The organism is Streptomyces sp. NK08204 (assembly GCF_020400585.1).
Lineage (GTDB): Bacteria > Actinomycetota > Actinomycetes > Streptomycetales > Streptomycetaceae > Streptomyces.
In genome coordinates, this window is the sequence record NZ_JAINVF010000001.1 from 277602 (window position 1) to 300565 (window position 22964).

General features: G+C 71.5%; 18 protein-coding genes and 2 pseudogenes. 5 read left to right on the forward strand and 15 right to left on the reverse strand.

Features of this window, described 5'->3' with window-relative positions:
* Positions 1-17: 17 nt before the first annotated feature.
* Positions 18-1886, reverse strand: a pseudogene (locus tag K7G59_RS35205) (beta-ketoacyl synthase N-terminal-like domain-containing protein); the annotation flags it as partial.
* On the opposite strand from K7G59_RS35205, the gene K7G59_RS34890 reads away from it, so the two are divergent.
* On the forward strand, positions 1771-2058 hold the full coding sequence (locus K7G59_RS34890) for a hypothetical protein (RefSeq protein WP_225829864.1): 288 nt from the start codon (positions 1771-1773) through the stop codon (positions 2056-2058). The pseudogene K7G59_RS35205 and the gene K7G59_RS34890 overlap by 116 nt on opposite strands.
* A gap of 116 nt (positions 2059-2174) precedes the next feature.
* On the opposite strand, the pseudogene K7G59_RS34895 reads toward K7G59_RS34890, so the two are convergent.
* Positions 2175-3620, reverse strand: a pseudogene (locus K7G59_RS34895) (class I adenylate-forming enzyme family protein); the annotation flags it as partial.
* A 372-nt stretch (positions 3621-3992) separates the two neighbouring features.
* Between K7G59_RS34895 and K7G59_RS01165 the strand changes: the two are divergent.
* The gene (locus K7G59_RS01165) at positions 3993-4766 is read left to right on the forward strand and encodes a thioesterase II family protein (RefSeq protein WP_225829865.1); all 774 of its coding nucleotides are present in this window, start codon (positions 3993-3995) and stop codon (positions 4764-4766) included.
* A 15-nt stretch (positions 4767-4781) separates the two neighbouring features.
* On the opposite strand, the gene K7G59_RS01170 is transcribed toward K7G59_RS01165, so the two are convergent.
* Positions 4782-5003: a hypothetical protein gene (locus K7G59_RS01170; RefSeq protein WP_225829866.1), complete on the reverse strand. Its 222-nt coding sequence runs from the start codon at positions 5001-5003 to the stop codon at positions 4782-4784.
* 607 nt (positions 5004-5610) lie between these two features.
* Between K7G59_RS01170 and K7G59_RS01175 the strand changes: the two genes are divergently transcribed.
* Together K7G59_RS01175 and K7G59_RS01180 are read left to right on the forward strand one after the other, a co-directional pair.
* Positions 5611-7212 (forward strand): hypothetical protein, encoded by a 1602-nt coding sequence (locus K7G59_RS01175; protein ID WP_225829867.1) that lies wholly within the window; start codon positions 5611-5613, stop codon positions 7210-7212.
* Positions 7213-7324: 112 nt separating this feature from the next.
* Entirely contained in the window at positions 7325-7738 is a 414-nt protein-coding gene (locus K7G59_RS01180) for a carboxypeptidase-like regulatory domain-containing protein (RefSeq protein ID WP_225829868.1), read from the forward strand.
* 452 nt (positions 7739-8190) lie between these two features.
* Here the strand turns inward: K7G59_RS01180 and K7G59_RS01185 are convergent, their stop codons facing one another.
* The 12 genes from K7G59_RS01185 to K7G59_RS01240 all read right to left on the reverse strand — a co-directional run bounded on the left by K7G59_RS01185 (position 8191) and on the right by K7G59_RS01240 (position 20691).
* Entirely contained in the window at positions 8191-9432 is a 1242-nt protein-coding gene (locus tag K7G59_RS01185; RefSeq protein ID WP_225829869.1) for a cytochrome P450, read from the reverse strand.
* 346 nt (positions 9433-9778) lie between these two features.
* Entirely contained in the window at positions 9779-11290 is a 1512-nt protein-coding gene (locus tag K7G59_RS01190) for a lysyl oxidase family protein (RefSeq protein WP_225829870.1), read from the reverse strand.
* A gap of 435 nt (positions 11291-11725) precedes the next feature.
* Complete coding sequence (locus K7G59_RS01195; RefSeq protein WP_225829871.1) at positions 11726-13330, reverse strand: SDR family oxidoreductase; 1605 nt, start codon at positions 13328-13330, stop codon at positions 11726-11728.
* Positions 13331-13457: 127 nt separating this feature from the next.
* Positions 13458-13634: a hypothetical protein gene (locus K7G59_RS01200; protein ID WP_225829872.1), complete on the reverse strand. Its 177-nt coding sequence runs from the start codon at positions 13632-13634 to the stop codon at positions 13458-13460.
* 188 nt (positions 13635-13822) lie between these two features.
* Complete coding sequence (locus K7G59_RS01205; RefSeq protein WP_225829873.1) at positions 13823-14497, reverse strand: CBS domain-containing protein; 675 nt, start codon at positions 14495-14497, stop codon at positions 13823-13825.
* A gap of 267 nt (positions 14498-14764) precedes the next feature.
* The gene (locus K7G59_RS01210) at positions 14765-15238 is read right to left on the reverse strand and encodes a hydrogenase maturation protease (RefSeq protein ID WP_225829874.1); all 474 of its coding nucleotides are present in this window, start codon (positions 15236-15238) and stop codon (positions 14765-14767) included.
* Complete coding sequence (locus K7G59_RS01215) at positions 15235-16593, reverse strand: Ni/Fe hydrogenase subunit alpha (RefSeq protein ID WP_225829875.1); 1359 nt, start codon at positions 16591-16593, stop codon at positions 15235-15237. The genes K7G59_RS01210 and K7G59_RS01215 overlap by 4 nt, the downstream gene beginning before the upstream one ends.
* 25 nt (positions 16594-16618) lie before the next feature.
* The gene (locus K7G59_RS01220; RefSeq protein ID WP_225829876.1) at positions 16619-17470 is read right to left on the reverse strand and encodes an oxidoreductase; all 852 of its coding nucleotides are present in this window, start codon (positions 17468-17470) and stop codon (positions 16619-16621) included.
* Positions 17471-18289 (reverse strand): FAD/NAD(P)-binding protein, encoded by an 819-nt coding sequence (locus K7G59_RS01225; RefSeq protein WP_225829877.1) that lies wholly within the window; start codon positions 18287-18289, stop codon positions 17471-17473.
* Complete coding sequence (locus tag K7G59_RS01230; RefSeq protein ID WP_225829878.1) at positions 18286-18744, reverse strand: Crp/Fnr family transcriptional regulator; 459 nt, start codon at positions 18742-18744, stop codon at positions 18286-18288. Before K7G59_RS01230 ends, K7G59_RS01225 begins: the two co-directional genes overlap by 4 nt.
* Positions 18741-19916, reverse strand: a complete 1176-nt coding sequence (locus tag K7G59_RS01235; protein ID WP_225829879.1) for a 4Fe-4S dicluster domain-containing protein — start codon at positions 19914-19916, stop codon at positions 18741-18743. The genes K7G59_RS01230 and K7G59_RS01235 overlap by 4 nt, the downstream gene beginning before the upstream one ends.
* A gap of 160 nt (positions 19917-20076) precedes the next feature.
* Positions 20077-20691 (reverse strand): CBS domain-containing protein, encoded by a 615-nt coding sequence (locus tag K7G59_RS01240; protein ID WP_225829880.1) that lies wholly within the window; start codon positions 20689-20691, stop codon positions 20077-20079.
* A 232-nt stretch (positions 20692-20923) separates the two neighbouring features.
* On the opposite strand from K7G59_RS01240, the gene polX reads away from it, so the two are divergent.
* Positions 20924-22651: a DNA polymerase/3'-5' exonuclease PolX gene (polX, locus tag K7G59_RS01245; protein ID WP_225829881.1), complete on the forward strand. Its 1728-nt coding sequence runs from the start codon at positions 20924-20926 to the stop codon at positions 22649-22651.
* The last annotated feature ends 313 nt before the right edge of the window (positions 22652-22964 follow it).

Below are 22964 nucleotides of genomic sequence, written 5' to 3' on the forward strand. Positions count from 1 at the left end.
ACGCCGGCCGCCCGACCCGCGGTGGCGAACGCCTCGATCTCCTCCGGCACCGAGCCGTGACTCGCGTACTCCTGCTCCATCACGCCGGAAAAGACGCCCACGTCGGCCCCCTTCAGGGTCGACGCATCGATGCCGGCGTGCTCCAGCGCCTCCCACGAGGTCTCCAGCAGCAGGCGCTGCTGGGGATCCATGGCCAGTGCCTCCCTTGGCGAGATCCCGAAGAAGCCCGCGTCGAACTCCCCCGCGTCGGGCAGGAAGCCGCCCTGGTCGACGTAGGAGGTGCCGAAGCGGCCGGGATCCGCGTCGAACAGGCCTTCGGTGTTCCAGCCGCGGTCGGTGGGGAACGGGGAGAGAGCGTCGCGCCACTCGCAGACCAGCCGCCACAGCTCGTCGGGGCCGTCGACGCCGCCGGGCAGGCGGCAGGCCATGCCGATGATCGCCACGGGGTCGTCGGGTTCGGCGGTCGGGACGGCCTCCGGGGCCGGCTGGGGGCCACCGAACATCTCGGTGTGCAGGTGCCCGGCCAAGGCACGCGGGGTGGGGTGGTCGAAGGTGACGGTGGTGGGCAGCCGCAGGCCGGTGCGTGCGGTGAGCCGGTTGCGGAGTTCCACCACAGCGACGGAGGTGAAGCCGAGGTCGCGGAAGGCACGGTCGGCCCGGAGGCCCCCCGGAGCGGACGGGCGGAGCACGACCGCCGCCTCCTCGGTGACCAGCCGTTCGAGCCGGGCGCGCCGGGCGCCCTCGTCCAGCGGGGCCAGCTCGTCGTGGAGCGCGGTCGTGACGGCGTCGTCGGGACGGCTCTGCGGGGAGACCTCGGGGAACAGTTCGCGCAGCAGCGGCGGGACCGCGACGCCGGCGGCCGGTCGAGGCACACGGAGGCAGAGCAAGGACGCCGGGTCTTCGGCGAGGAGGGTGTCCAGGGCGGACAGTCCGCCGCGCACCCTGCGCGCATCGGCGGCCTCTTCCCGCGGCCAGGCGAGGAAGGACCCGCCGTGGCGGCGGGCCAGGGCTTCGGCGAGGGCGGCGGAGACGACCGCGTCCGGATCGTCCGTCGCCCCGGTCCCGCCCGGTCCCCCGGTGTCGCCCTTCGCCGCGACGGGATCGGCGGGATCGGAGATCACCAGGAACGTCCGCGGCTGGTGATGTCCGGCCGTGGCGTGGGCCAGGAAGGCCGCCGGAGCCAGGTCGCCGTCCGCGTGGATCACGGCGGTCACCGGAGCGGCCATGTCGGCGAGCGCGGCCCGCAGAGACCGCTCGTCGCCGGGCGACCACCGTACGTCCGCCCCGGCGATGTCCGGATCGAGCGTGCTCTCGTCCCCCACCAGCAACAGGTGCTCGACCCTGTGGACCGAGGCCAGCTGCCGGACCACCGCCGCCCCCCGGACGCTGCCCGCGCCGGTCACCACGGCCGTGCCCTTCGCGCCGGGCCAGGGCCGCCGCGGTCGATCGGCCACCGGCATCCGCACCAGCCTCGGCGTGTACGGCACACCGGACCGCAACGCGAGCCGCGGCTCGTCCGCCGCGAGCGCCGCCGCCAGCTCGTGCGGCACCGGCTCGCTCCCCGCCTCCAGATCGGCGACGACCAGCCGGTCGGGGTACCGCGTCTGAAGTGAGCAGGCCGCGGCCCAGAGTGCGGCCTGGACCGGATCCGGCGCACCGTCCTCGGGGCGTGCCGTCACCGCGCCGCGGGTGAGGACGACCAGCCGGCGGCCCGGGCCCCGCTCCGGCCGAGCGAGCCGGCCGGCCAGCTGCTCGGCGAGCTTCCGGGCGGTGGCTCGGGCCGCCGCCACCGAGTCCGGCCAGGCGTCGTACGCCACGTCCTGCGCGGTGGCCGGGGCGGACGTGATCGAGCAGCTGTCAGCGGACGACGGCAGGACCACGGTCACCTCCGCGGCACCGTCGTCGCAGGCCAGTTCGCCATGGTGGCCGGCCCCGCCCGGCCAGGCGGCGGCGAGTGTGGCGGCCCCGGGGCCGACCAGCGCCCAGGACGTGGGGCCGGCGTCGGGCGCGGGGTCGGACGCCCGCACCCAGCCGACCTCGAACAGGTCGTCGTGGTGACCGCTTGCGGCGTACCGCAGCACGGCTGGCTGCTCGGCGAGCCTGCGACGCGTGATCTTGCCGGAGGCTGTCCGCGGGATCGCGGCGACCTCGTAGATCTCCTCGGGCACCTTGAAGGCCGACAGCCGCGCGCGGCACAGTTCGACCAGCTCCGGGGCGTCCAGCTCGGCGGAGGCCGGGACGACGTAGGCGACCGGTACTTCCCCCAGCGTGTCGTGCGGTCTTCCGGTCACAGCGGCGTCGGCGACGCCCGGGGCCGTGCGCAGTACCGTCTCGACCTCCTCCGGGTGGAGGTTCTCGCCGCCTCTGATCACGAGGTCCGAGATCCGGCCGCAGACGGTGAAGTAGCCGTGCTCGTCGCGCCGGGCCAGGTCGCCGGTGCGGTACCAGCCGTCCCGCAGCGCCGCCGCGGTCTCCTCCGGCCGGCCGTGGTAGCCGAGCATGACGTTCGGTCCGCTGACCCACACCTCGCCCTCGCACCCGGTGGGGACGTCCGCGCCGGTGTCGGGATCGACGATGCGGACCCCGACCCCGGGCACCGGCAGCCCGCAGGAACCGTCGACCCTCATGCCGTCGGGCGGGTTCATGGTGATCGCCCCGCACGTCTCCGTGCTGCCGTAGGCGTCCACCAGGGGCGTACCGAAGCTCTCGCGGAACGCACGGCACAGCTCGGGGTCGGCGACCGCGCCGCCGACGAGGCCGATCCGCAGGTCGGGCAGCGAGAACGGCTGCCGGCGGATCGCCTCGACCAGGTAGTGGTAGGTGGTGGGAACCCCGGCCAGGAAGGTCGACCGGTCGGCGCGCAGAGCCGTCAGGACATCCTCCGCGGAGGCGCCGTCCATGATGTGGGCGCTCGCCCCGACCACGGTCACCGACAGCACGCACGCGATGTGGGACAGGCTGTGGAACAGCGGAAGCGGCCAGAGCACCCGGTCTTCCGGCGAGAGTCCGGGAATCGGGACGTAGCAAGAGGCGACGGACCAGAGGCAGTTGCGCTGGGTGGACAGCACCCCCTTCGGCTTTCCGGTCGTCCCCGAGGTGTAGAACATCCAGGCGGGGTCGTCCAGTCCGAGATCGTCCGGCGCGGGCGTCGCGGGCTCGGTGACCGCCAGTTCGTCGAAGGAGCGGGTGCCCTCCGGCGCCGGGCTCGCGCCCGTCACCAGCAGCGTGGCTTGGGATGCCGGCCCGGACAGGCCGAGAAGATCCGGCGTGTGCACGGCGTCGGTGACGACGACGGCCGCGCCGCTGTCCGCCAGCAGCCAGTGCAGCTCGGCGGTGGTGGACGCCGGGTTGACCGGTACGCCCACGCCGCCGGCCCGGACGATCGCGAGGTAACTCTCCACCATGGACACGCAGTTGCGCAGGCAGATCGCCACTCGGTCGCCGCGCCGCACTCCGAGTCCGGTCAGATGCCCGGCCAGCCGACGCGTCCGCTTCTCCAACTGATCGTAGGTGACCGCCCGTTGGCCGTCCGAGAAGGCGACCTTGTCCGGGAAGCGGGCGGCGTTCCGGCGGAGGGTGACGGGCAGGACTTCGATCAGGTCAGCACGCACGGGTCGCACGTCCTTTCACGGAGCGGCTCGTCCGCCGGTGCGCGGCCCGCGCCGCCGGCCTTCACGAGTTGTCGCGGCGCACGAAGGAGTTGCGCAGGCGCGGCCCTTCGGCTCCATCCTCCTGGAGGCTAGGACGGCCCCTGCCAGCGAACATCCCTCAGCCTGGTAGGAGATCGCCGGGCCCGTCCCGCCCCGCTACCAGGCCGGGGGATGCGCGGCGGATCCGCCGTCCCTACGGTGGGCGGCGTACTGCACCGGCACGACGGTCGGTCCCGGGACGAGGCCGCCCCCGAGCACGATTCCCGCCATGAGCCGGCACCGCGTCGAACGAACGAGGACCCCGACTCGGGGCACAGTACGACGAGCACCCCAAGGAGCGGCATGTCCAGGCCCGCAACTCCCCCCGGTTCTCCGTGGATACGGCGCTACGCCCCCGCGCCCGACGCGCCCGTCCGGCTGGTGTGCCTGCCGCACGCGGGAGGCTCGGCGACCTTCTACAGCGGCCTGGCCAGGACGCTGGCCCCGGACATCGACGTCCTCGCCGTGCAGTACCCCGGACGCCTCGAGCGCCGGGCGGAACCCCCGATGAAGGACCTGACCGCGCTCGCCGAAGCGCTCGTCACCGAGCTGGCACCGTGGACCGACCGCGCGTTCGCGCTCTTCGGACACAGTCTGGGCTCGATGGTGGCCTTCGAGACGGCCCGACGATTCGAAGCCATGGGCCGTACCCCGGTCTGCCTGTTCGTGTCGGGGCGCGGTGCGCCGTCCCGTCACCGGCGGGAATTCGGCACAGAGCTGGACGACACCACCCTGCTCCAGCAGATGCGGAGGCTGGGCGGAACGGACCCGCGTGTCTTCGCCGACGAGGACCTGATGCGGCTCGCCCTGCCCGTACTGCGCGCGGACTACCACATGGTGGAGAACTACCGCTACGTGCCGGGCCCGCCCCTCAGCTGCCCGGTGACCGCGCTGAACGGCCGTACCGATCCCAAGGTCTCACCCCCGGACATCGCGGCATGGCGCGACCACACCACCGCCTCGTTCGACTCCCTCACCTTCCCGGGCGGCCACTTCTATCTGGCGGCCAGGCACGAGGAGGTGACCGCCACGCTCACCGGCCACCTGTCCCGCCTCACGGAGCCACTCAGGCCCTGACACGACATCGGGCTGTCAGGACGGGGTACGGAGCACGGCCTGGGCCGCGGGGAGCCGGTTCACGGCACGCGCAGGGCCGTACTGCGGCGCCTCGACGCCACCACCACCGGCGCCGACCGCTTCATCCCCGGCATCGGCACCGATCCCCGCCGCCTCCGGCACGACGGCGAAAACCGGCCTCTGCTCCTGCTTCCACCCGACGGCCGACGGCGACAGCACCTGGAGCGCACCGGCCACCGTCGCCGGGCCCGTCCTTGTCCCAGCTCGCCGACTCCACGTAGGGCCGTATGGTCGGCGACTACCTGTCCGCCTCCGCCGTCGGCGGTAAGGCGGTCTGCGTATTCGCCGTAGGCAAGGCCCCGACGAACGGGGCAAGCCTTCGACGAGGCCCTCCACACCGCCGGTCCGCTCGCCGTCAGCGGCGGCAGCGCACGCTCCACACCCCATGGTGCGGCGACCGTCGCCGCACCGCACAGGTCCGCTGGAACGAGGCCCTTGCCGGTTCGGCGCTGATCTCGCCACTGCCCGCTCCGAGTGCGTTCCGGTGTCCGCCGGGGGCGCACCTCGGCCACACGCTGTGGTGAGAGTTTGGCTGTTATGCGCTGTCGCGGCACCAAGGGCCGTGACAGCCGCCTGCCCGCGGGGCTGGCGATGCGCCTGTTCCCCTGCACAGGAAGGCAATTCGGACCTCTTTTGATTCCGTCACCCAGGGTCTTGGTGGGCTTGTCACGGATCGCTAGGTTCGCGGACGTGCGGCGGCAGCACTCTGCCCCAGCACGTGTGGGGGAGCGGCGATCGAGGCCGTCGCGCGTCCGATCTGCCCATCATCAAGGGGGGTTACAGCATGTCCGGTTCCATTCGCATGCCCCTGGCCGGGGTCAGATGGCGAAGACTGTCCGTCTGGGCGGTTGTGCTCATGGTCCTGTCGTTCGGGCTGGCGGGTATCCAGTCCACGTCCGCCTCCGCTGCCACACACGGTCAGGGCAGTGCCGCCCAGGCCGCGGCAAGCGACGGTGCTCGGGTGACGGCGGCCGTCCTCGACAAGCCGCGCCAGTACACGGCCGAGGAGCTGGCCCAGCTCAACGCCCGGCTGTACGACGAAGACACCATGGACAAGGGCAGGGCGGGGCAAACACCCAAGCACGCCCCGCTCGGTGCCGCCGTCGCCGAACCGTCCTCCGTGCGGTCCTTCGCCACCATGGTCCGCGACAGCGCCATCCCGACCTCCGCGATATCGGGAGGGGCCTCCTCCCTGTCGTCGACCCAGGAGCCGAGCACCGACGCCAACGGCTCCAACATCTTCCAGACCGGCAACTGGTACGCCACCCGCTCCACCGACAACGGCGCGACCTGGTCCTACCTCGACCCGTACTCCCTCTTCGGGTCGGGCTTCTGCTGCGACCAGGTGACCCAGTACGACCCGGCGACCGGCAGGCAGTTCTGGCTGCTGCAGTTCAGTGACCACCTGGTGATCGCCAACGCCTCGGCCTCCGGCTCCGGCGCGTACACCGGCTGGTGCTACTGGAGCATCACCCCGAGCTGGATGGGGCTGGCGAGCACCACGGCGCTGGACTTCAACGACATGTCCATCACCAACAGCAACGTCAACATCTCGACCAACTTCTTCCCCAGCACCGGAGGAAGCGGTTCCGGGCTGCTGCGGCTGCCGAAGTCTCCGATGAGCACGTGCAGCGGCTTCAGCTACAACTACCTCACGCGCACCGACAACCTCACCTTCAAGCTGGTGCCCGGCTCCACCGACACTCTGTACTGGGGCAGCAACTGGGGTCAGACCAACGGAAGTTCCTTCCGGGTGTTCGCCTGGGCGGAGAACTCCGGCAGCTACTCGTGGTGGGACCGCACGGTCCCGTCGTACGGCTTCTACACCCGCAACAGCGGCCAGAACTGCGCCAGCGCCGACGGTGTGGTGACCAACTGGTGCCAGTACGCCGACTCCCGCGTCCTCGGCGCCTACCGGACCGCCGGCCTCATCGGCTTCTCCTTCAACGCGAAACAGGACGGCAGCCACCCGTTCCCCTACACCCGGTTCGTGTGGTTCAACGAGTCCGACAAGAACCTCAACGGCTCCGGTGACCTGTGGGGCAGCTGGGGCGCCATCCAGTTCGCCTCGCTCGCGCCCAACTCGCTCGGCCGGGTGGGCCTGGAGTTCGCCTGGGGCGGCGGCACCGGCACCACGCACTACTACCCCGGCAGCGGCATCAACTCGCAGCCCGCCAACGCCATCGACACCAACCCCAACTACTACCTGTGGGGTGCCGGCAACACCTGCACCTACGCCGGCCTGCCCCGCTGGGGCGACTACCTCACCGTCCGCACCTACCAGGCCGACCCGACCCGCTGGGTCGCCGCCGGCTACGCGATGAAGGGCGGCAACTGCGGCGCCACCGGTGCCTACCCCGAGCCGCACAACGTTCTGTTCTCCTAGCATCAGCCACAGCCGCAGCAAGCAACCCGGGGCTGGGCGGGAAACCCTCTCCGCCCGGCCCCGGGCCATACCCGCGGAGGAACCGGCCGACGCCGTAGGACGTCCAACCCCTGTGAAGAGCGCCCTTCGTACTGCCCTCGCCCTCCTGACGCTCGCCGCCGTGCTGTCGGCCGCCGGTTGCGGAGACTCTCACGGGGCTGGAGCGCCGCCCGCGTCCGATTCCGGGATCGAGGGCCGCACCATGGTCGACGGCGGCTGCCCGGTGATCCGCGAGCACAGCCCCTGCCCCGACCGGCCCCTGAGCGCCCGGCTGACCATCACCAGCGGTGATCCTCAGCGGAAGGTCGCCGAGACCACCAGCAATGCCGACGGCCACTTCCGTGTCCCGCTGCCGCCAGGCACCTATACGATCCGCCCCGTCAACCTGACCGGCGCCGTCACCCCGATCGCCCAACCGGTGACCGTCACCGTCACCAGCGGGCGGTACGCCACGGTCGTCATCCCCTTCGACTCGGGCGTCCGCTGAGGCTCTCCCCCAGCTCCTCGCGGGCGACGGGAACCGAACGGCGACCATGGCCGTCGCGGTGACGTCCGGTGGCGCAAGGGAGCGAGTCGTGATGGCGGAGGACAGCAGAAAGCGGTCGAGGATCCCGGCCATGGCTCGCGGCCGTCCTGGTCGCCTTCCTGATCCGCCCTGGCCGGCGCCTCGTCCACGGGGCGGTGGTACGAGCTGTGCACGCGGCTTGCCGGCTTCCGGCAGTCCGGACGTCCGCCCGGCCGACCGGTGGGCAGCGCCTCCGCCATGAGGGCGTCGACGGAGGCGCTGACGTGCTCCACCCGTACATCGATCCCGGGGCACAGGAGATCCTCGCCCGTCCGGCGAGGCTGCCGTGGCAGCGCCGGGCGACGTGCACAGACCGCTGCCGACAGCCCCGACCGGACCAGGTGCACGGCGCCTCGCGAGCGCCGACGAAACTCCTACCAGGTGACAGGCAGGCTGAGCATGCCCTGGACGGTGTCGCCGGCTTTGAAGGGGATGCGGTCGGCATCCTCGGCGAGTTGGAGGCCGGGAAAACGGGTGAGAAGGCTTTCGAAGGCGATCTCGAGTTCGGCGCGGGCAAGGTTGCTGCCGAGGCACTGATGGATGCCGTGGCCGAAGGAGAGATGGTGGCGGGTGGGCCGATGCCAGTCGAGGCGGTCGGGGTCGGGATAGACGGTGGGGTCGCGGTTGATGAGGGAAGTGGCGAGGATGACGCCGTCGCCGGCACGGATGGTCCGGCCCGCGATCTCGATGTCCTCCACAGCCAGGCGCAGAGCACCGTCGTGGACGGAGAGATAGCGCAAGAGCTCCTCGACAGCAGCCGGGACGAGAGAGAGATCGGCACGCAGCTCGGCCAGCTGCTGCGGGTGCTGGAGCAAGGTGTACGTCCCCAGCGAGATCATGTTGGCCGTGGTCTCGTGGCCGGCCATCAGCAGAGCCCAGGCGAAACCGGCCAGCTCTGCCCGGTCCATGCTGCCCTGGGCGAGCTGCTGCTCGATGAGTTCATCGAGGAGTCCGTCGCCGCGGTCATGCTCCTTGCGGTCGATGAGCCGGCCGAAGTATCGCTCAAGCTGCTCGCGGCCGTCGGCGGCATCGGCAGGCGTGGCACCACGCAGTATCTTGCGGGCCTGCTCCTCGAAGAAGGCATGGTCCTCGTAGGGCACGCCGAGCAGCTCGCAGATCACCATGGAGGGCAGCGGCAGGGCGAACGCGCTGACCAGATCGGCCGGCCCGCCCTTGTCGGCCATGGCGTCCAGGAGCCGGTCCACAGTCTGCTGGATCTTCGGGCGCAGCTGGGCGGTGCGCTTGTGGGTGAAGCTGGGGATCAGCATCCGGCGCTGGGCAGCGTGCTCGGGGTCGTCGTATCCCACGAGCGTGATCCGGCGGGCATTGAGCGCGGCGAAGCGGGCCGTGGACACCGGGAAGGCGGGCTGGGTCCGGTCGGAGGACAGACGGGCATCGGCCAGCAGGGTCCGCGCTTCGGCGTGTCCGGTGACCATCCACACGGTACGGCCGTTGTAGAGGACTGCCCGCGCGAGCGGGCCGTCCTCAACGGCTGGGCGGTAGCCGGCGGGCGGCTGGTAGGGGCAGCTGCGGTCCTGCGGGAAGGGGATCGGGACACCACCTGGCGCCGGGGCAGCGGGTGTCCCGATGCTCGCGCCTGTTCCTGCGTCAGTCATCAAAGCCTCGCCTGGGTACGGGTTGCGTCGTGGTGATCTCCACTACATGCCGCGACGGCGCCACCGTCTACGCGCCTTTCGGCCACATGATCCACGCCACCGCCAACTCGACGGCACGGGAACGCTGTCAATGAGCCGCATCGACAGCGCTGCGGGGCAGTGAGGTTTCCGACCTGACGTTGCAGGTCCGCGGAGCCGGCGTGGGTCGTGGAGGGGGTGCTCGTGCCGGTCAGGGGCGTGATCGTCGGTGCATGTGATCACCCTTCAGCCGCTGACTTCTGCGTTCGTCAGCACGAGCAGGGCGCTCGAGCGGGCGGGGACATGGGCAGCCCCCGCCCGCGGAGGATCACGGTGCGTCGACGCGGCCGTACTTCGGGACGGTCACCGTGCGGGCGCCCGGCTCACCGCCGAGGATCACCTTGCGGTAGGTGACGTTGTTGGCCGTGCTCTCTTCCATGAGTCGCTGGTCGGGGTTGGCGAGGACCTGGATGTAGTAGGTGCCGTTCGGCAGGCCGGAGATGTCGAAGGACTGTCCGGGCCGCTCCTGGGAGTACGTGTCGCCGTTGCCGATGTCCAGAGCCTCGCGGACGGAGACGGAGGACTCCTCACCGCAGGCGGTGGCGAGGTCGGTGTTGTACGGGTGCCAGTTGGCGTTCTTCACCGTGTAGTCGATGGCGTCGGTGTTGGCGAGGCAGAAGGCTTCCTTGCCGCTGCGGACGATCTCCTTCTTGTCCGCGCCGAGCAACCGGTAGCTGGCGAAGTCGCTGAAGTGCCAGTGCTGGTGGCCCACCCGCGGGTCCCACTCCATGGTGCCGGTGGGCGTGTATCCGACCTGCTTGCCCTTGGCGTCGAAGAAGTACTGGTAGGCGTCCATCGTCTTGGCGCCGGGACGGCGGAACCCGTCCACGACCAGCGGTGAGGAGCCGCCGTTCCAGACGGTCGCGCTGAAGGCGAGGTAGTCCTTGGCCGGGGCGGCGCCTTCCCCGTCCCCATGGTTGACGGTGATGCCGTACGCGGGCAGGGCACGCAGGTCCGGCTTGGGCGCGTCAGCGGGAACGCCCGCCCGGCCCGCCGGAGGCTTCGCGGCCGGCTCCAGGCTCTTCCCCTCGGCCTTGCCGGGCCCGCCTGCGCGCAGGCCCTCAGCGCCGCCGGGATCCTGCTCGCGGACCTTGACCTTGATGGTCCGGGTCTGGTCCGGCATGCCGAACAAGTCCCGGTACTTCTTCGCCACGGAGACCTTCGCGGTGTAGGCGCCGGGCTTCAGGTCGACCGAGTCGTCCGATCCGTAGCCCGGTATCGTGGCCGCCGCCCAGCCCTTGTCGACGCCCCACACGGAGCCGATCGCGAACGGGTTGTCGGAGCAGCTGCTGGGGTACTTCGAGGTGGCCGGAGCGTCCGGCCGTATCCGCCCCGCCTGGTTGTTCGGGCAGAAGGTCTGCGAGGTGTCGGCCACCTTTCGGCCCGACGGGTCGCTGATGCTGATCTTGAGGAAGCCGGGCAGCCCCGAGAAGTCCTTCACCAGGCCCTTGGGCAGGGACTTGGTCACGGTCCTGCCGCCTGAGTGGATGATCTGTGAAGCGACGACGGGGTCGCTGTAGGACTTGCGCGTCACCCGCAGTTCGAGCGGTGCGCCGTCGACGGTGACGTACGTGCCGAGGTCGAGGTAGACCCCCGGCTCACCTTCCCAGCGGTCCACGGTCACCGTGTCCGACGCGGCGATGAGCCTCAGCTTCGGGGTGCCCGTCGGCGTTGCCGCTCCAGCGGCGGGCGCCGCCAGTGTTCCGGCAGCACCGACGGTGAGGGCCGCGGTGGCGATGAACGCCGCGCGTCCCAGGGTATGGCGGTGGTGTCTGGTCATCAGTTCCTTCTCGCGTGCGTCGTCCGATGGCTGCCGATCCCCCTGGCAGCCGTCGGACGTGACATGTGTGTCACCTGTGAAAAGGGTGAGAAGGGCGCGTTGGTTGCCTCGCACTCGACAAGTCGTCGCTCGGCCCGCACAGTTGACCGGTTCTCGCCGCAGCGCAGGAGCGGTACGGTCGGCGCAGCCCCACTGTGCAGGAGTGACGCCGGCGTCGACGTCGGGCTGACGTCCTGGGACCTGCCGGCACTGTCCACCCGGCGGGCCGCCGCCGCGCTGCGCGTCGCCGTACCTCGACGCGACCTTGAACGGCCGATCCAGTACGCGTACGCGCCACGGCGCGGAGCGCCGGGCAGCGTTGCTAATCATGAGCACGTCAAGATGAGGCGCCGTCACCTGCACACGCCAAGAAAAGCCGTACCGGCGCTGCGCTGCTCAGCCCCGACCCGGCGGAGAACCGGTACGGACGCCTTCGGTCGCGTCCGGCGCGGTGGATGCGCCCGCGCCGTGCCCGGGCCGGGGAGGCACCGAGCGCTCGGCGGTCCGGACGATGTTGCGGGCCATGCCGCCGAACACGACGGCGTGGAAGGGGGAGACGCTCCGCCAGTAGAGGTGTCCGAGCAGTCCGTGCGGGTGGAACAGGGCCCGCTGCCTGTACCGGACGGTGCCCGCGCCGTCGACGTCCACGCGCATTTCCAGCCAGGCCAGGCCGGGCAGCCGCATCTCGGCGCGCAGGCGCAGCAGGTGCCCGCGTTCGATCTCCTCGACCCGCCAGAAGTCCAGGGAGTCGCCCACCCGCAGACGCCGGGCGTCACGGCGGCCCCGGCGCAGGCCCACGCCGCCGACGAGGCGGTCGAGCCAGCCGCGCACCGCCCAGGCCAGCGGGAAGGAGTACCAGCCGTTCTCCCCGCCGATGCCCTCGATGACGTCCCACAGCACCTCGGGCGCGACGTCGGCGTGGCGTTCGCGCAGGTCGGTGTACAGGCTGCCGCCCGCCCAGTCGGGGTCGGTGGGCAGCGGGTCGCTGGGCGCACCGGGCACGGAGGCCGACGACCATCGGGTGGTGACCTGGGCATCCCGGACGCGCTTCAGGGCGAGGGTGACGGCGCGGTCGAAGCCGACGGGGTGGCCGGGCGGGCTGGGTACGTACCGTTCGATGTCGTTCTCGCGGCACACCACCTCGTGCCGCAAGGACTCCGTCAGCGGGCGGGCGATCGAGGCCGGGACCGGAGTCACCAGGCCCACCCAGAGACTGGACAGACGGGGGGTGAGGACGGGGACGGGCAGGATGAGCCGCCGGGGCAGGCCGGCCACGGCGGCGTAGCGGCGCATCATGTCGAGGTACGTCAGCACCTCCGGGCCGCCGATGTCGAAGGTGCGGTTCACCTCCCGGGGCAGCCGTGCGCAGCCGGTCAGGATGCGCAGCACGTCCCGTACGGCGATCGGCTGGATCCGGGTGCGCACCCAGCGGGGGGTGACCATCACCGGCAGGCGCTCGGTGAGGTAGCGCAGCATCTCGAAGCTGGCGGAGCCGGAGCCGATGATCACGGCGGCGCGCAGCACGGCCGTCGGCACGCCCGAGGCGAGCAGGATACGGCCGACCTCTGCGCGGGAGCGCAGGTGCGGCGACAGTTCCCGCTCGGGTACCGAAGCGGGGGTCAGACCGCCCAGGTAGACGAGCCGGCCGACGCCGGCCCGGCGTGCCTCCTCGCCGAAGACGCGGGCCGCCTCACGGTCGGTGTCCTCGAATCCGCGCCCGGTGCCGAGGGCGTGCACGAGGTAGTAGGCCACGTCCGCACCGTCCATCCCCCGCGCCACCGACTCCGCGTCGGTCACGTCACCCTGGACGATCTCCACCCGGCCAGCCCACGGGTGATCGCGCAGCTTGTGGGGGCTGCGGACCAGGCAGCGCACCCGATGGCCCGCATCGAGCAGCTCCGGAACCAGCCGGCCGCCGATGTATCCGGTCGCGCCGGTCACCAGGCACATCAGAGGGCGGTCCGCCGGCTGCCCGGTCCGTGTGATGTCGTGGTCGCTCATGGCCCCTCCGCCGCCCGCCTGCCGCCGTCCGGCCACCGCCGCGGCGCCCCTCGGACGTCCGAGGTGAGGGCGGTGCGTCCTCCTGGCACGCGGGCCGGCCACGGTTGCTCCCGCGGCCTGCCCTCATTCAGATGAAGATGAAGAAGAGAATCAGAATCACCGCCGCCGCCAGCAGCCAGAGAAGCAACACTTTCCGATGGCCGCCTCGGGGCACATGCTCCGGGCCACCGCCCCGTGGCCGGTCCTCGGGCAACTGCGGATGGTCGGGACGGTCCCTGGAGTAGAAGTCGTCGCCGCCTGCCATGTCCCGTCCTCCGTCCTTCCTCGGTTCGCGGCCGAGTACCCGTCGGCACGAGTCCCGACACGGTGCTGGAGACACTTGCCTGGGCATGTCCCGGGGCGGCCCCTCGCTCGGGCCCGCTCGCCCTGTGCTGCCGCGAGCGCCCCGTGCTGCGGCGAGCAGCCACTGGACGTCCGCGTCGGTCGGTGCGGTCACGTCCCGGTGGTGAACCGGTGGGCGTCGTCGGTCCGGTAGGCCATGTGCTCGCTGACCGAGACCACACCGTCGACGCGGCGGCACAGCTGCTCGATGACGGGAATCAGGCTCCGGAACTCGACGGAGCCGCCGAGGTCGACCCGCCCCTCACGAACCTCGACCGTCACCTCGGAGGGAGAGACGCCCATGGTGCGCCGCAGCACGTCCTCGGTGATCTCGTCACGGATGGCGTCGTCCCGGCGCAGGAAGATCCGCAGCAGGTCGCCACGGCTGACGATGCCCACGAGCCGGTCCGTCTCGTCCACCACGGGCAGCCGCTTGACACCCTGGGTCTCCATGAGGCGCGCGGCCTCCACCACATTCCATTCCGGGCGCGCGCACACCGCGGGAGCCGACATCAGTTCCTCGGCCCGGGAGCCCTCGGCCTTGGCCCGCTCCCAGGCCTCCAGGTTCGGGACCGGAACCCGGCCCGAAGGGTCTGCCTGGTCGGCGCTCTTGCGCAGCAGGTCGCCCTCGGACACCAGCCCCATGGGGCGGCCCAGGCCGTCCACCACGGGCACGGCGGTGACGTCGTTCTCCGCCAGCAGCCTGACCAGTTCCTTGAACGGCGTGTGCGGCTGCGCGACGACGACGTCCCGGGTCATGAGCTCCTCGACCGTTCGGTGGTGCATGGTGCCTCCCGTGCACGGGCCGCCCACCCCCGCGGCACGGAGCGCTCGCGGCAGGTTGGATACAGCACCATTCTGAGGAGAGGGCGGCGATCATGCGAATGCCGCCGGGCACGAGAGTGACGGTCGCCTCGTCGGGCTGTGGCGGCCGGAGTGCAGCACCGCTGTGAGCGCCCCGGGGCCGGAGCGGCGACGACAAGGACCGCGGCGGCGACAAGGACCGCGCCGACGGGTGAGCGTGCCGTTGCCCCCGAGCAGATCGGGCGCCTCCTAGGGGTGGGGCGCGGACGCCTCTCGTACGGAGGCTGCCGCACGGTCGACCAACGCGGGCAGGGACGCCCGCACCGGTTCGCTCAGGCCGGTGCCCAGTCCCAGGTCGGACACCTCTACGGCGTGCATCACGAACGCGCGTGGCAGCCGGTCGAGAGCTTCCGCCAGGGCCAGGCACTCGCCCGGGCCGAGGGCGTGCGTGCTCGCCGAACCCCTGGGGTGCGCAGCCGCTTCCGCCGCCGACAGGGTGTGCAGCCGTCCGGGGCGGGACGGCCGCGTGCGGACCGCCTCCACCACGACCACGGTGTCCGCACCGTGCCACAGGTCGAGCATCCGGCCGGGTTCCCCGTCACTGACCGCCAGCACGGTGCCGTCCGGGACCCGGCCCCTCAGTGCCTCCACCACTGCCGGGCCCACGCCGTCGTCACGGCGGAAGGGATTGCCCACACCGATCACCACGACCCGGCCTGTCATGTGCGCTCCACCGTCAGGTCGAGGAAGTGGGCGGAGCAGGAGATGCACGGGTCGTGGTTACGGATGGCCCGCTCGCACAGGGCGGTGAGTTCCTCGTCATCGGCGGCCGGGCCCGGCCGGTCCAGACGCGTCTGGACGGCCCGGCGCAGGTCTTCCTCGATGGCCGACTGGTTCTGGGCGGTGGGCGCGACGATGCGGGCCGCGGTGAGCGTGCCGTCCTCCGCGAGGGCGTAGCGGTGGTAGAGCAGTCCGCGGGGTGCCTCGGTGGCGCCGGTGCCGACGGCCTTGCGCGGCGGGACGTCGACGGCCGGCCGGGGAGGTGGTTCATAGGCGTCGATGATCCGCAGGGCTTCCTCGACGGCCTGCACCACCTCGACGGCGCGCACGATGATGCTGCGGAAGGGGTTGCGGCAGACCGCGCCCGCGGCCGGGTCGCCGAGCCCGGCGTCCCGCGCGGCCTCCGCGGCAACGGGGTACAGCCATCGGCCGTTGATGGCGAAGCGGGCCAGTGAGCCGGTCAGGTAGCGACGACCGTCGAGGGTGGCGGTCCGGGCGGTGGAGTGCGGTACCTGCGCTTCCTGTACGCGCTGTTCGAAGTCGGCGACCGGGAACTCGCGCGGCGCCGTACCCCGCTCGGTGCCGCCGCCGTCGACGGCCATGACCGCAGGCGTCCCGGAGTCGATGGCGTAGCGGCCCGCATCGCGCAGTGCGAGCAGGTCGTGGTCGCACACCGCGTCGGGGAAGTCGAAGGCGGACACCCAGCGCACCGTCTCCAGCGCGTCCTCGCGGGCCTGCCGCAGCCGTTGCGCCAGCGGGCGCAGCTCCTCCGGCGCCGGCGTGCGGTAGAAGCCGCCGACGCGGACGTTGACCGGGTGGATGGTGCGACCTCCCAACTGCTCCAGGATCGCGTTGCCGGTCTGCTTGGTCCGCAGGCCGCGCTCGACGGCGGCGCGGTCCTGCCGGGCGAGTTCGACGGCACTGGGGCAGCCGAGGAAGTCGGGGGCGTGCAGCAGGTGGATGTGCAGGGTCTGGCTCTCGATCCATTCACCGCAGTACAGCAGGCGGCGCAGCTGCGCGAGGGGGCCGTCCACGGTGACACCGCAGGCGTTCTCGATCGCCTGGCAGGCGCTCATCTGGTAGGCGACCGGGCAGATGCCGCAGATGCGGGAGGTGATGTCCGGTGGTTCGGTGTGTCCCCGGCCGACCAGGAAGGCCTCGAAGAACCGTGGCGGTTCGTAGATGCGCAGCCGCGCCTCGGCGAGGGTTCCGTCGTGCACGCGCAGGTGGAGGGCGCCTTCGCCCTCCACGCGGGCCAGTGCGTCCAAGCGCAGGACGCGGGATCCGCGATGGCTCATACGGGCCTTTCCGGGGTGGTGTCTGTCAGGCCCGAGGGCGCTGCTGCTGCTCCTCGGCCGCGAGATCGGGTACGGGGGCATACTCCGGTGACGCGGCATTGAAGGTGCGGAAGACACGCAGGATGTCGCGCTCGCTCATCCCGTCGTGGCGCAGCTGGGCGATCATCGAGCGCAGGTTGGGGCGGCTCGCCGGCCCGAAGCAGCCGTAGCACCCGCGTCCGTAGGCCGGGCAGATGGCGCCGCAGCCGGCGTGCGTGACCGGGCCCAGGCAGGGGATGCCGTGGGCCACCGTGATGCAGGTGGTGCCCCGCCTCTTGCACTCGAAGCAGACACTGTGGCCGGGAGTCCGTGGTGTGCGACCGGCCAGGTGGGCGGTGATCACTTCGAGGAGCTGGCGCCGGTCGATGGGGCAGCCCCGGAGTTCGAAATCGACCGGCACGTGCGCCGAGATCGGTGTCGAGGTCTCCAAGGTGGCGATGTAGTCCGGGCGGGCGTAGACCGCGGCGCGGAACTCCTCGACGTCCCCGAAGTTGCGCAGAGCCTGGATGCCGCCCGCGGTGGCGCAGGCTCCGATGGTCACCAGGCGCCGGGAGATGCGTCTGATGTGCTGGATTCGCTCGGCGTCCTCGGCCGTGGTGATCGAGCCCTCGACCAGGGAGAGGTCGTACGGACCCCGGCCGTTCAGCTCCGCGCGCTCCCCGTCGGGACCTTCGGCGGCGGACATCTCCAGAAAGTGTTCGATGCGCACGTGCTCGGCGAGGCCGAGCAGTTCGTCCTCGCAGTCGAGGAGCGTCAGCTGGCAGCCGTCGCAGGAAGCGAACTTCCACACGGCGAGCGTCGGCCGGGGGTCGGCATCCGGTCGGGTGGTGGGGTCCATCTACAGCTCCCGTACGGCTAGCAGAGGTTCGGCGTGGTCGTAGCGGACGACCGGACCGTCGCGGCACAGCAGGAGCGGGCCGAGCTGGCAGTGGCCGCAGTGTCCGGTGGCGCAGCGCATGTTGCGTTCCAGGGACACCTGGATCCGGTGCGCGGGCACGCCACGGTCCGTCAGGGCGCGTGCGGTGTGCCGGATCATCACCTCGGGTCCGCACACCAGGGCGCACGTGCGGTCGGGCCGGATGCCGAACCGGTCCAGGAGTGCGGTGACCACGCCCACCGGGCCGTGCCAGCCGGGGCCGGGGCGGTCGACGGTCACACCCACCCGGGCCGGGCCGCGCCAGCTGTGGATCTCCTCCCGGTACACCAGGTCGTCCGGGGTACGAGCGCCCACCAGGACCCCGAGCCGGCCGTAGAGCGCGGGGCCGTCCAGGACCGCGTGCACCACCGGCCGCAGCGGCGCCAGCCCGATGCCGCCCGCGATCACGAGCACGTCGTGGCCGGCCGCCGCGTGCAGGTCCCACGGGGTGCCGTAGGGTCCACGCAGCCCGACGGTGTCCCCCGGGCGCAGCCGGTACAGCGCGGTCGAGGCCGCGCCCACCGCGCGTACGGTGTGCACCAGCCCGCCGTGGGGTCCGCGCAGGGCGCTGACCGAGATGGGCACCTCGCCGACGCCGAACGCGTAGATCATGGCGAACTGGCCCGGCGAGAACGGCGCAAGCTCCCGCCCGGCCGGCACCAGTTCCACCGTGCGGGTGTCGGCGGTTTCCTGCCGGGCGGCGGCGACCCGGTACGGCAGCGGAGGCGTCACGACGCTCATGCCGGGCCACTTCCGTGCGGCGCGTACAGGTCCAGCAGCCTGATGCGGGTGGCTTGCAGGCGTTCGGCGACGACCTCCGTGAAGCGGCGCATCAGGGCGTACCCGAGTTCGGGATCGGCCGCGCACAGCCTGAGAACGTCGGCGGCGGGGAACTCCGTGGCCTCGACCGCGCCGACCGTCCGCGCCCCCAGGTGCCAGCGGTGCGGTGGGGCGATCCAGGACCAGCCCAGCAGTTGCCCGGGGCCGATCGTCTCCACCACGGGCGCCGGAAGCCGGCCGGGCACGTACACGTCGAGGTCGACCTCGCCGGAGCGCAGCAGCCAGAAACGGTCGGCCTTCCCGCCCTCGTCGAACAGCCGCGTCCCGGCCGGGTACGTGACCTTCGACCCGATGGCCAGCAGCCGCTCGCGATGGGCGGCCGTCAGGAAGTCCAGAGGCGACAGCGGGCCGGTCACGGGGTCTCCTGCGAGGCCCGGGACTGCGCCCAGTCGTGCAGGGCGGCGGCCTCCTCGGTGATGTCGATGGCGACCGGGCACCAGACGATGCAGCGTCCGCAGCCCACGCAGCCGGAGGAGCCGAACTGGTCGTGCCAGGTGCCCAGTTTGTGGGTCATCCACTGCCGGTAACGGCTGCGTGTGGTGGTGCGGACCGGTCCGCCGTGCAGGTGGGAGAAGTCCAGGTCGAAGCAGGAGTCCCACAGCCTCCACCGTTCCGCGTGGTCACCGGTGAGGTCGGTGACGTCCTCGGTGGTGGTGCAGAAGCAGGTGGGGCAGACCATGGTGCAGTTGCCGCAGGTCAGGCAGCGCCCGGCGACGTCGTCCCAGCGGGGTGCGTCGAGCGTTCCGGCCATCAGTTCCCGCAGGTCGGCTTCAGGCATGGTGCGTCCCATGCGGTCCGCGGCGGCGGTGACGCCGGCGCGAGCGGCCTCGCGGGTGGCGGGGTCGGCGGGGCGGACGGGCAGTTCGGCGAGGATCTCCGCGCCTTCCGGGCTGCCGCTGCGGATCCAGAAGCGGTGGCCGTCGTCATCGACCACCTCGGTCATCACCAGGTCGTAACCGGGGCCGGCCGCAGGTCCTGTGCCCATCGAGACGCAGAAGCACGTGCCGCCGGGCTCCGTGCACTCCACGGCCACCAGGAAGGCTCCCGAGCGCCGCCCCTGGTAGACGGGATCGAGGTGCGGGCCGCCGTTGAGGACCCGGTCCTGGATGGCGACGGCGCGCAGATCACAGGAGCGCACCCCGAGGAACGCGTACCGGGGAGGCGGGGTCTCGTCGGCCGAGAACACCGTCTCGTCCCCCACCCGGTCGGCACTCCACTGCCGTACCCGCGCCGGGTGCAGGAAGGTCTTCCACGACTGGGGGCCCGCCGCGTTCGCGAAGGCCGCACCGTCCGGCCGCTCCCGCAGGCGGTACTGCCCGGCCTCCAGCTCCACACCCTGCCCGTAGGGCAACTGGTCGGCCGACTCCAGCTCCGCCAGCACGATGGCGCCCTCGCGCACGGTGGGGCCGACCACGGTGAAACCGCGCCCGGCCAGGACGTCCACCAGCGCGGCGATCCCGTCCTTGCCCATCACCATCCCGTCTGCCGCGGGAGGCGACGAGGTGTTCACGTCGGTGTCCGGGTTCATGGCCTCTCTCTCCCTCGGTACAAAGGAAGGCGGTTAAGGGATCACCGTGCCCAGAGTCCACAAGCGCAGCATTCACGGCATGGCGCCACACGGACAGGGCCGTACGGGCACAGGAACGGCTCTCGTACCCACGGGGCGGCCGGCGCAGGGGCGCGGTCGCCTACGGAGCAGTCCCGTGCACCGTGTCGTCCCGGTCGAAGCCGAGCCGGTTGACGACGTCCACCACACCGTCGACGCCTTCGCACAGCCGTACCGTGACCGGGACCAGGCTCCTGCGTGCCACGCTACCGCTCAGCGTGACCCTGCCGTCGGTGACCTCGACCGTCAGCGCGGAGGGAGCCAGTCCGAGCGTCCGCATGACGACGTCCTCGATTATCTCCTCCTGGATCGCACGGTCCCGGCGGAGGAAGAGCTGTATCAGGTCGCTTCGGCTGATCACCCCGATGAGCCGGCCGTCGTCGTCCACCACGGGCAGCCGTTTCACCTTGCGTCTGTCCATCGTCCGCGCGGCACGCACCGCGTTCCACCCCGGCTCCGCGACCACGGCGGGACTCGTCATGACGTCCCGGGCGGTGTGCCCGACGTCCGCGGACGTCTGCTTGCGGAGCAGGTCGGCCTGGGACACGACCCCCACCGGCCTGCTCTCGTCGTCGACCACCGGGACGGCCGTGACGCCGTACTCGTCGAGAAGACGCGCGATCTCGTCCAGCGGCGTGCCCGGCTGCACGCTCACGACGGTGGGCGTCATGAGATCGCCCACGCTGCGGTGTCTCATCGCTCGGCCCCTCCTGCGACATCACCGTCCGGCCTGCGAGGCTTCCCCGCGGGTACGGGCTCGGCTTCCTGCTGAATGCCGACTCCTCCAGTCCACCGCCTGCGCTCCCTGATCGCACGGGCCGAACGGCCCAGGCCCAGGGTCCCGGTCCGTGGGGACCAACGGTCCGGTCGTGCCGTAGCCGGGCACAAGCCGTGGCACGGGGGACAGGTCCGTTCCTAGACTGTGAGACGTGGTCCGGCCCAACGAGGAGGTCGAGGCGCTCCTGCAGGAGTACGCGGACCTCATCGCCATCACCGGAGGCGACGCGTTCAAGGCGCGCGCCTACGAGAAGGCCGCCCGCGCGATCGGTGGCTACCCCGCCGACGTCTCCCACCTCGATGTCGCGGGTCTGAAGGAAATCCCGGGCGTGGGCAAGTCGATCGCCGAGAAGGTCGTCGAGTACTTCCGCCACGGCAAGGTCACCGTGGTCGAGGAGACGCGGGCCAGGATTCCCGCAGGGGTGCGGCAGCTCATCACCATCCCCACGCTCGGCCCCAAGAAGGCCATGACGCTCTACGAGGATCTGCACATCTCCTCGGTGGGCGAACTGGCCGACGCCATCAAGGCCGAGAAGCTGCAGGACCTGAAAGGGTTCGGGAAGAAGACCGAGGAGAACATCCTGCACGGCATCGCCCTCATGCAGCAGGCAGGGGGGCGGATCCTGCTGGGCACCGCCATGGAGTCCGCCGAGGACATCGTCACGGAGCTGTCCCGGATCACCGGCTGCGAACACTGCGCGTACGCCGGTTCGCTGCGCCGTATGAAGGAAACCGTCGGTGACATCGACATCCTGGTCGCGGCCGACCGGTCGGCCCCCTTCATGGACGCACTCACCGACCTGCCCTCCACTGCCGAAGTCATCGCACACGGCGCGAAGAAGACCTCGGTCCGCACCGTCAAGGGCGTCCAGGTCGACCTGCGCGTGGTGCGGCCGGACGCGTGGGGCGCCGGGCTGCAGTACTTCACCGGCTCCAAGGCACACAACATCCGTACCCGCACCATCGCCGTCCACCTCGGGCTGAAACTCTCCGAGTACGGCCTGTTCGAAACGGAGAGCGGAAAGCGGGTCGCCTCCCGGTCCGAGGACGAGGTGTACGCCAGACTCGGCCTGCCCTGGATCCCGCCCACGTTGCGCGAGGACCGAGGTGAGATCGAAGCCGGGCTGCGGGGCGAGCTGCCCGAGGTCCTGACGGAGGCCGACATCAAAGGTGACCTGCACAGCCACACCGACCTCACCGACGGCCTCGCCCCGCTGGAGGAGATGGTGGCAGCGGCGGCCGAGCGGGGTTACGCGTACTACGCGGTCACCGACCACGCACCGAACCTGTACATGCAGCGCATGACCGACGAGAAGACCCTTGCCCAGCGCGAGCAGATGCGGTCACTGGACGGGACGCGCCACAGGATGCGGCTGCTGCACGGCACCGAGCTCAACATCGGCCCGGACGGGGAGGTGGACTGGCCCGACGAGTTCCTCCGGAGCTTCGACATCTGCGTGGCCTCGGTGCACTCCCACTTCAACCTCGGCCGGAAGGCGATGACCCGACGGCTCGTACGCGCCTGCGAGAACCCCCGCATCAACGTCATCGGACACCCCACCACCCGCCTGATCGGCAAACGGCCGGGCATCGACGCCGACCTCGACGAGGTGTTCGCCGCCTGCGCCCGCACCGGCACGGCCCTTGAGATCAACGCGCAGCCCGACCGCCTCGATCTGGGTGACGAAGACGTCCTGCGCGCCAGGAGTCACGGGGCGAAGTTCGCCATCGACACCGACGCCCACTCGATCCCCCAGCTCGCGTACCTCCGTTACGGCATCGGCACGGCACAGCGCGGGTGGCTCACGCCGGACGATGTGATCAACGCATGGCCGCTGCGGCGACTGCGCCGATTCCTGCGCAAGGACCGGCCGGACTGAGGCCGCACGCGAAGGCGGTGACGAACCGGGCGTGCCGTGTCAGCCGGAGCTGGGTACAGGGGCCATCGGCGAGGGCGGCGTCCGGTGATCGACGACGAGGTGGTGCGCAGCACACGTGCACGCCGGGCGAGCCGGCCGAGGTCGCGGCACGCGAGCGGGATGTTGCGGAGAGCCGCGCCCGACGCCACCGGGGACAGGCGAGAACCGCTCCGGCTCGGCGGCCGCATGGTCCTGGGCGGTCGATGACGGGGTGGCCAGGGCGTCGACGGCCCGGGCGGCCTGTCAGATCGCTCGCCTTCGCGAGGCCGCACGC

What these genes read in the sequence shown, in the direction of transcription:
- K7G59_RS01165 (WP_225829865.1), top strand. Translation starts at nt 3,993, where the DNA reads ATGTCCAGGCCCGCAACTCCCCCCGGTTCTCCGTGGATACGGCGCTAC.
- K7G59_RS01175 (WP_225829867.1), top strand. Translation starts at nt 5,611, where the DNA reads ATGTCCGGTTCCATTCGCATGCCCCTGGCCGGGGTCAGATGGCGAAGA.
- K7G59_RS01185 (WP_225829869.1), bottom strand. Translation starts at nt 9,432, where the DNA reads ATGACTGACGCAGGAACAGGCGCGAGCATCGGGACACCCGCTGCCCCG.
- K7G59_RS01190 (WP_225829870.1), bottom strand. Translation starts at nt 11,290, where the DNA reads ATGACCAGACACCACCGCCATACCCTGGGACGCGCGGCGTTCATCGCC.
- K7G59_RS01195 (WP_225829871.1), bottom strand. Translation starts at nt 13,330, where the DNA reads ATGAGCGACCACGACATCACACGGACCGGGCAGCCGGCGGACCGCCCT.
- K7G59_RS01200 (WP_225829872.1), bottom strand. Translation starts at nt 13,634, where the DNA reads ATGGCAGGCGGCGACGACTTCTACTCCAGGGACCGTCCCGACCATCCG.
- K7G59_RS01205 (WP_225829873.1), bottom strand. Translation starts at nt 14,497, where the DNA reads ATGCACCACCGAACGGTCGAGGAGCTCATGACCCGGGACGTCGTCGTC.
- K7G59_RS01210 (WP_225829874.1), bottom strand. Translation starts at nt 15,238, where the DNA reads ATGACAGGCCGGGTCGTGGTGATCGGTGTGGGCAATCCCTTCCGCCGT.
- K7G59_RS01215 (WP_225829875.1), bottom strand. Translation starts at nt 16,593, where the DNA reads ATGAGCCATCGCGGATCCCGCGTCCTGCGCTTGGACGCACTGGCCCGC.
- K7G59_RS01220 (WP_225829876.1), bottom strand. Translation starts at nt 17,470, where the DNA reads ATGGACCCCACCACCCGACCGGATGCCGACCCCCGGCCGACGCTCGCC.
- K7G59_RS01225 (WP_225829877.1), bottom strand. Translation starts at nt 18,289, where the DNA reads ATGAGCGTCGTGACGCCTCCGCTGCCGTACCGGGTCGCCGCCGCCCGG.
- K7G59_RS01235 (WP_225829879.1), bottom strand. Translation starts at nt 19,916, where the DNA reads ATGAACCCGGACACCGACGTGAACACCTCGTCGCCTCCCGCGGCAGAC.
- K7G59_RS01240 (WP_225829880.1), bottom strand. Translation starts at nt 20,691, where the DNA reads ATGAGACACCGCAGCGTGGGCGATCTCATGACGCCCACCGTCGTGAGC.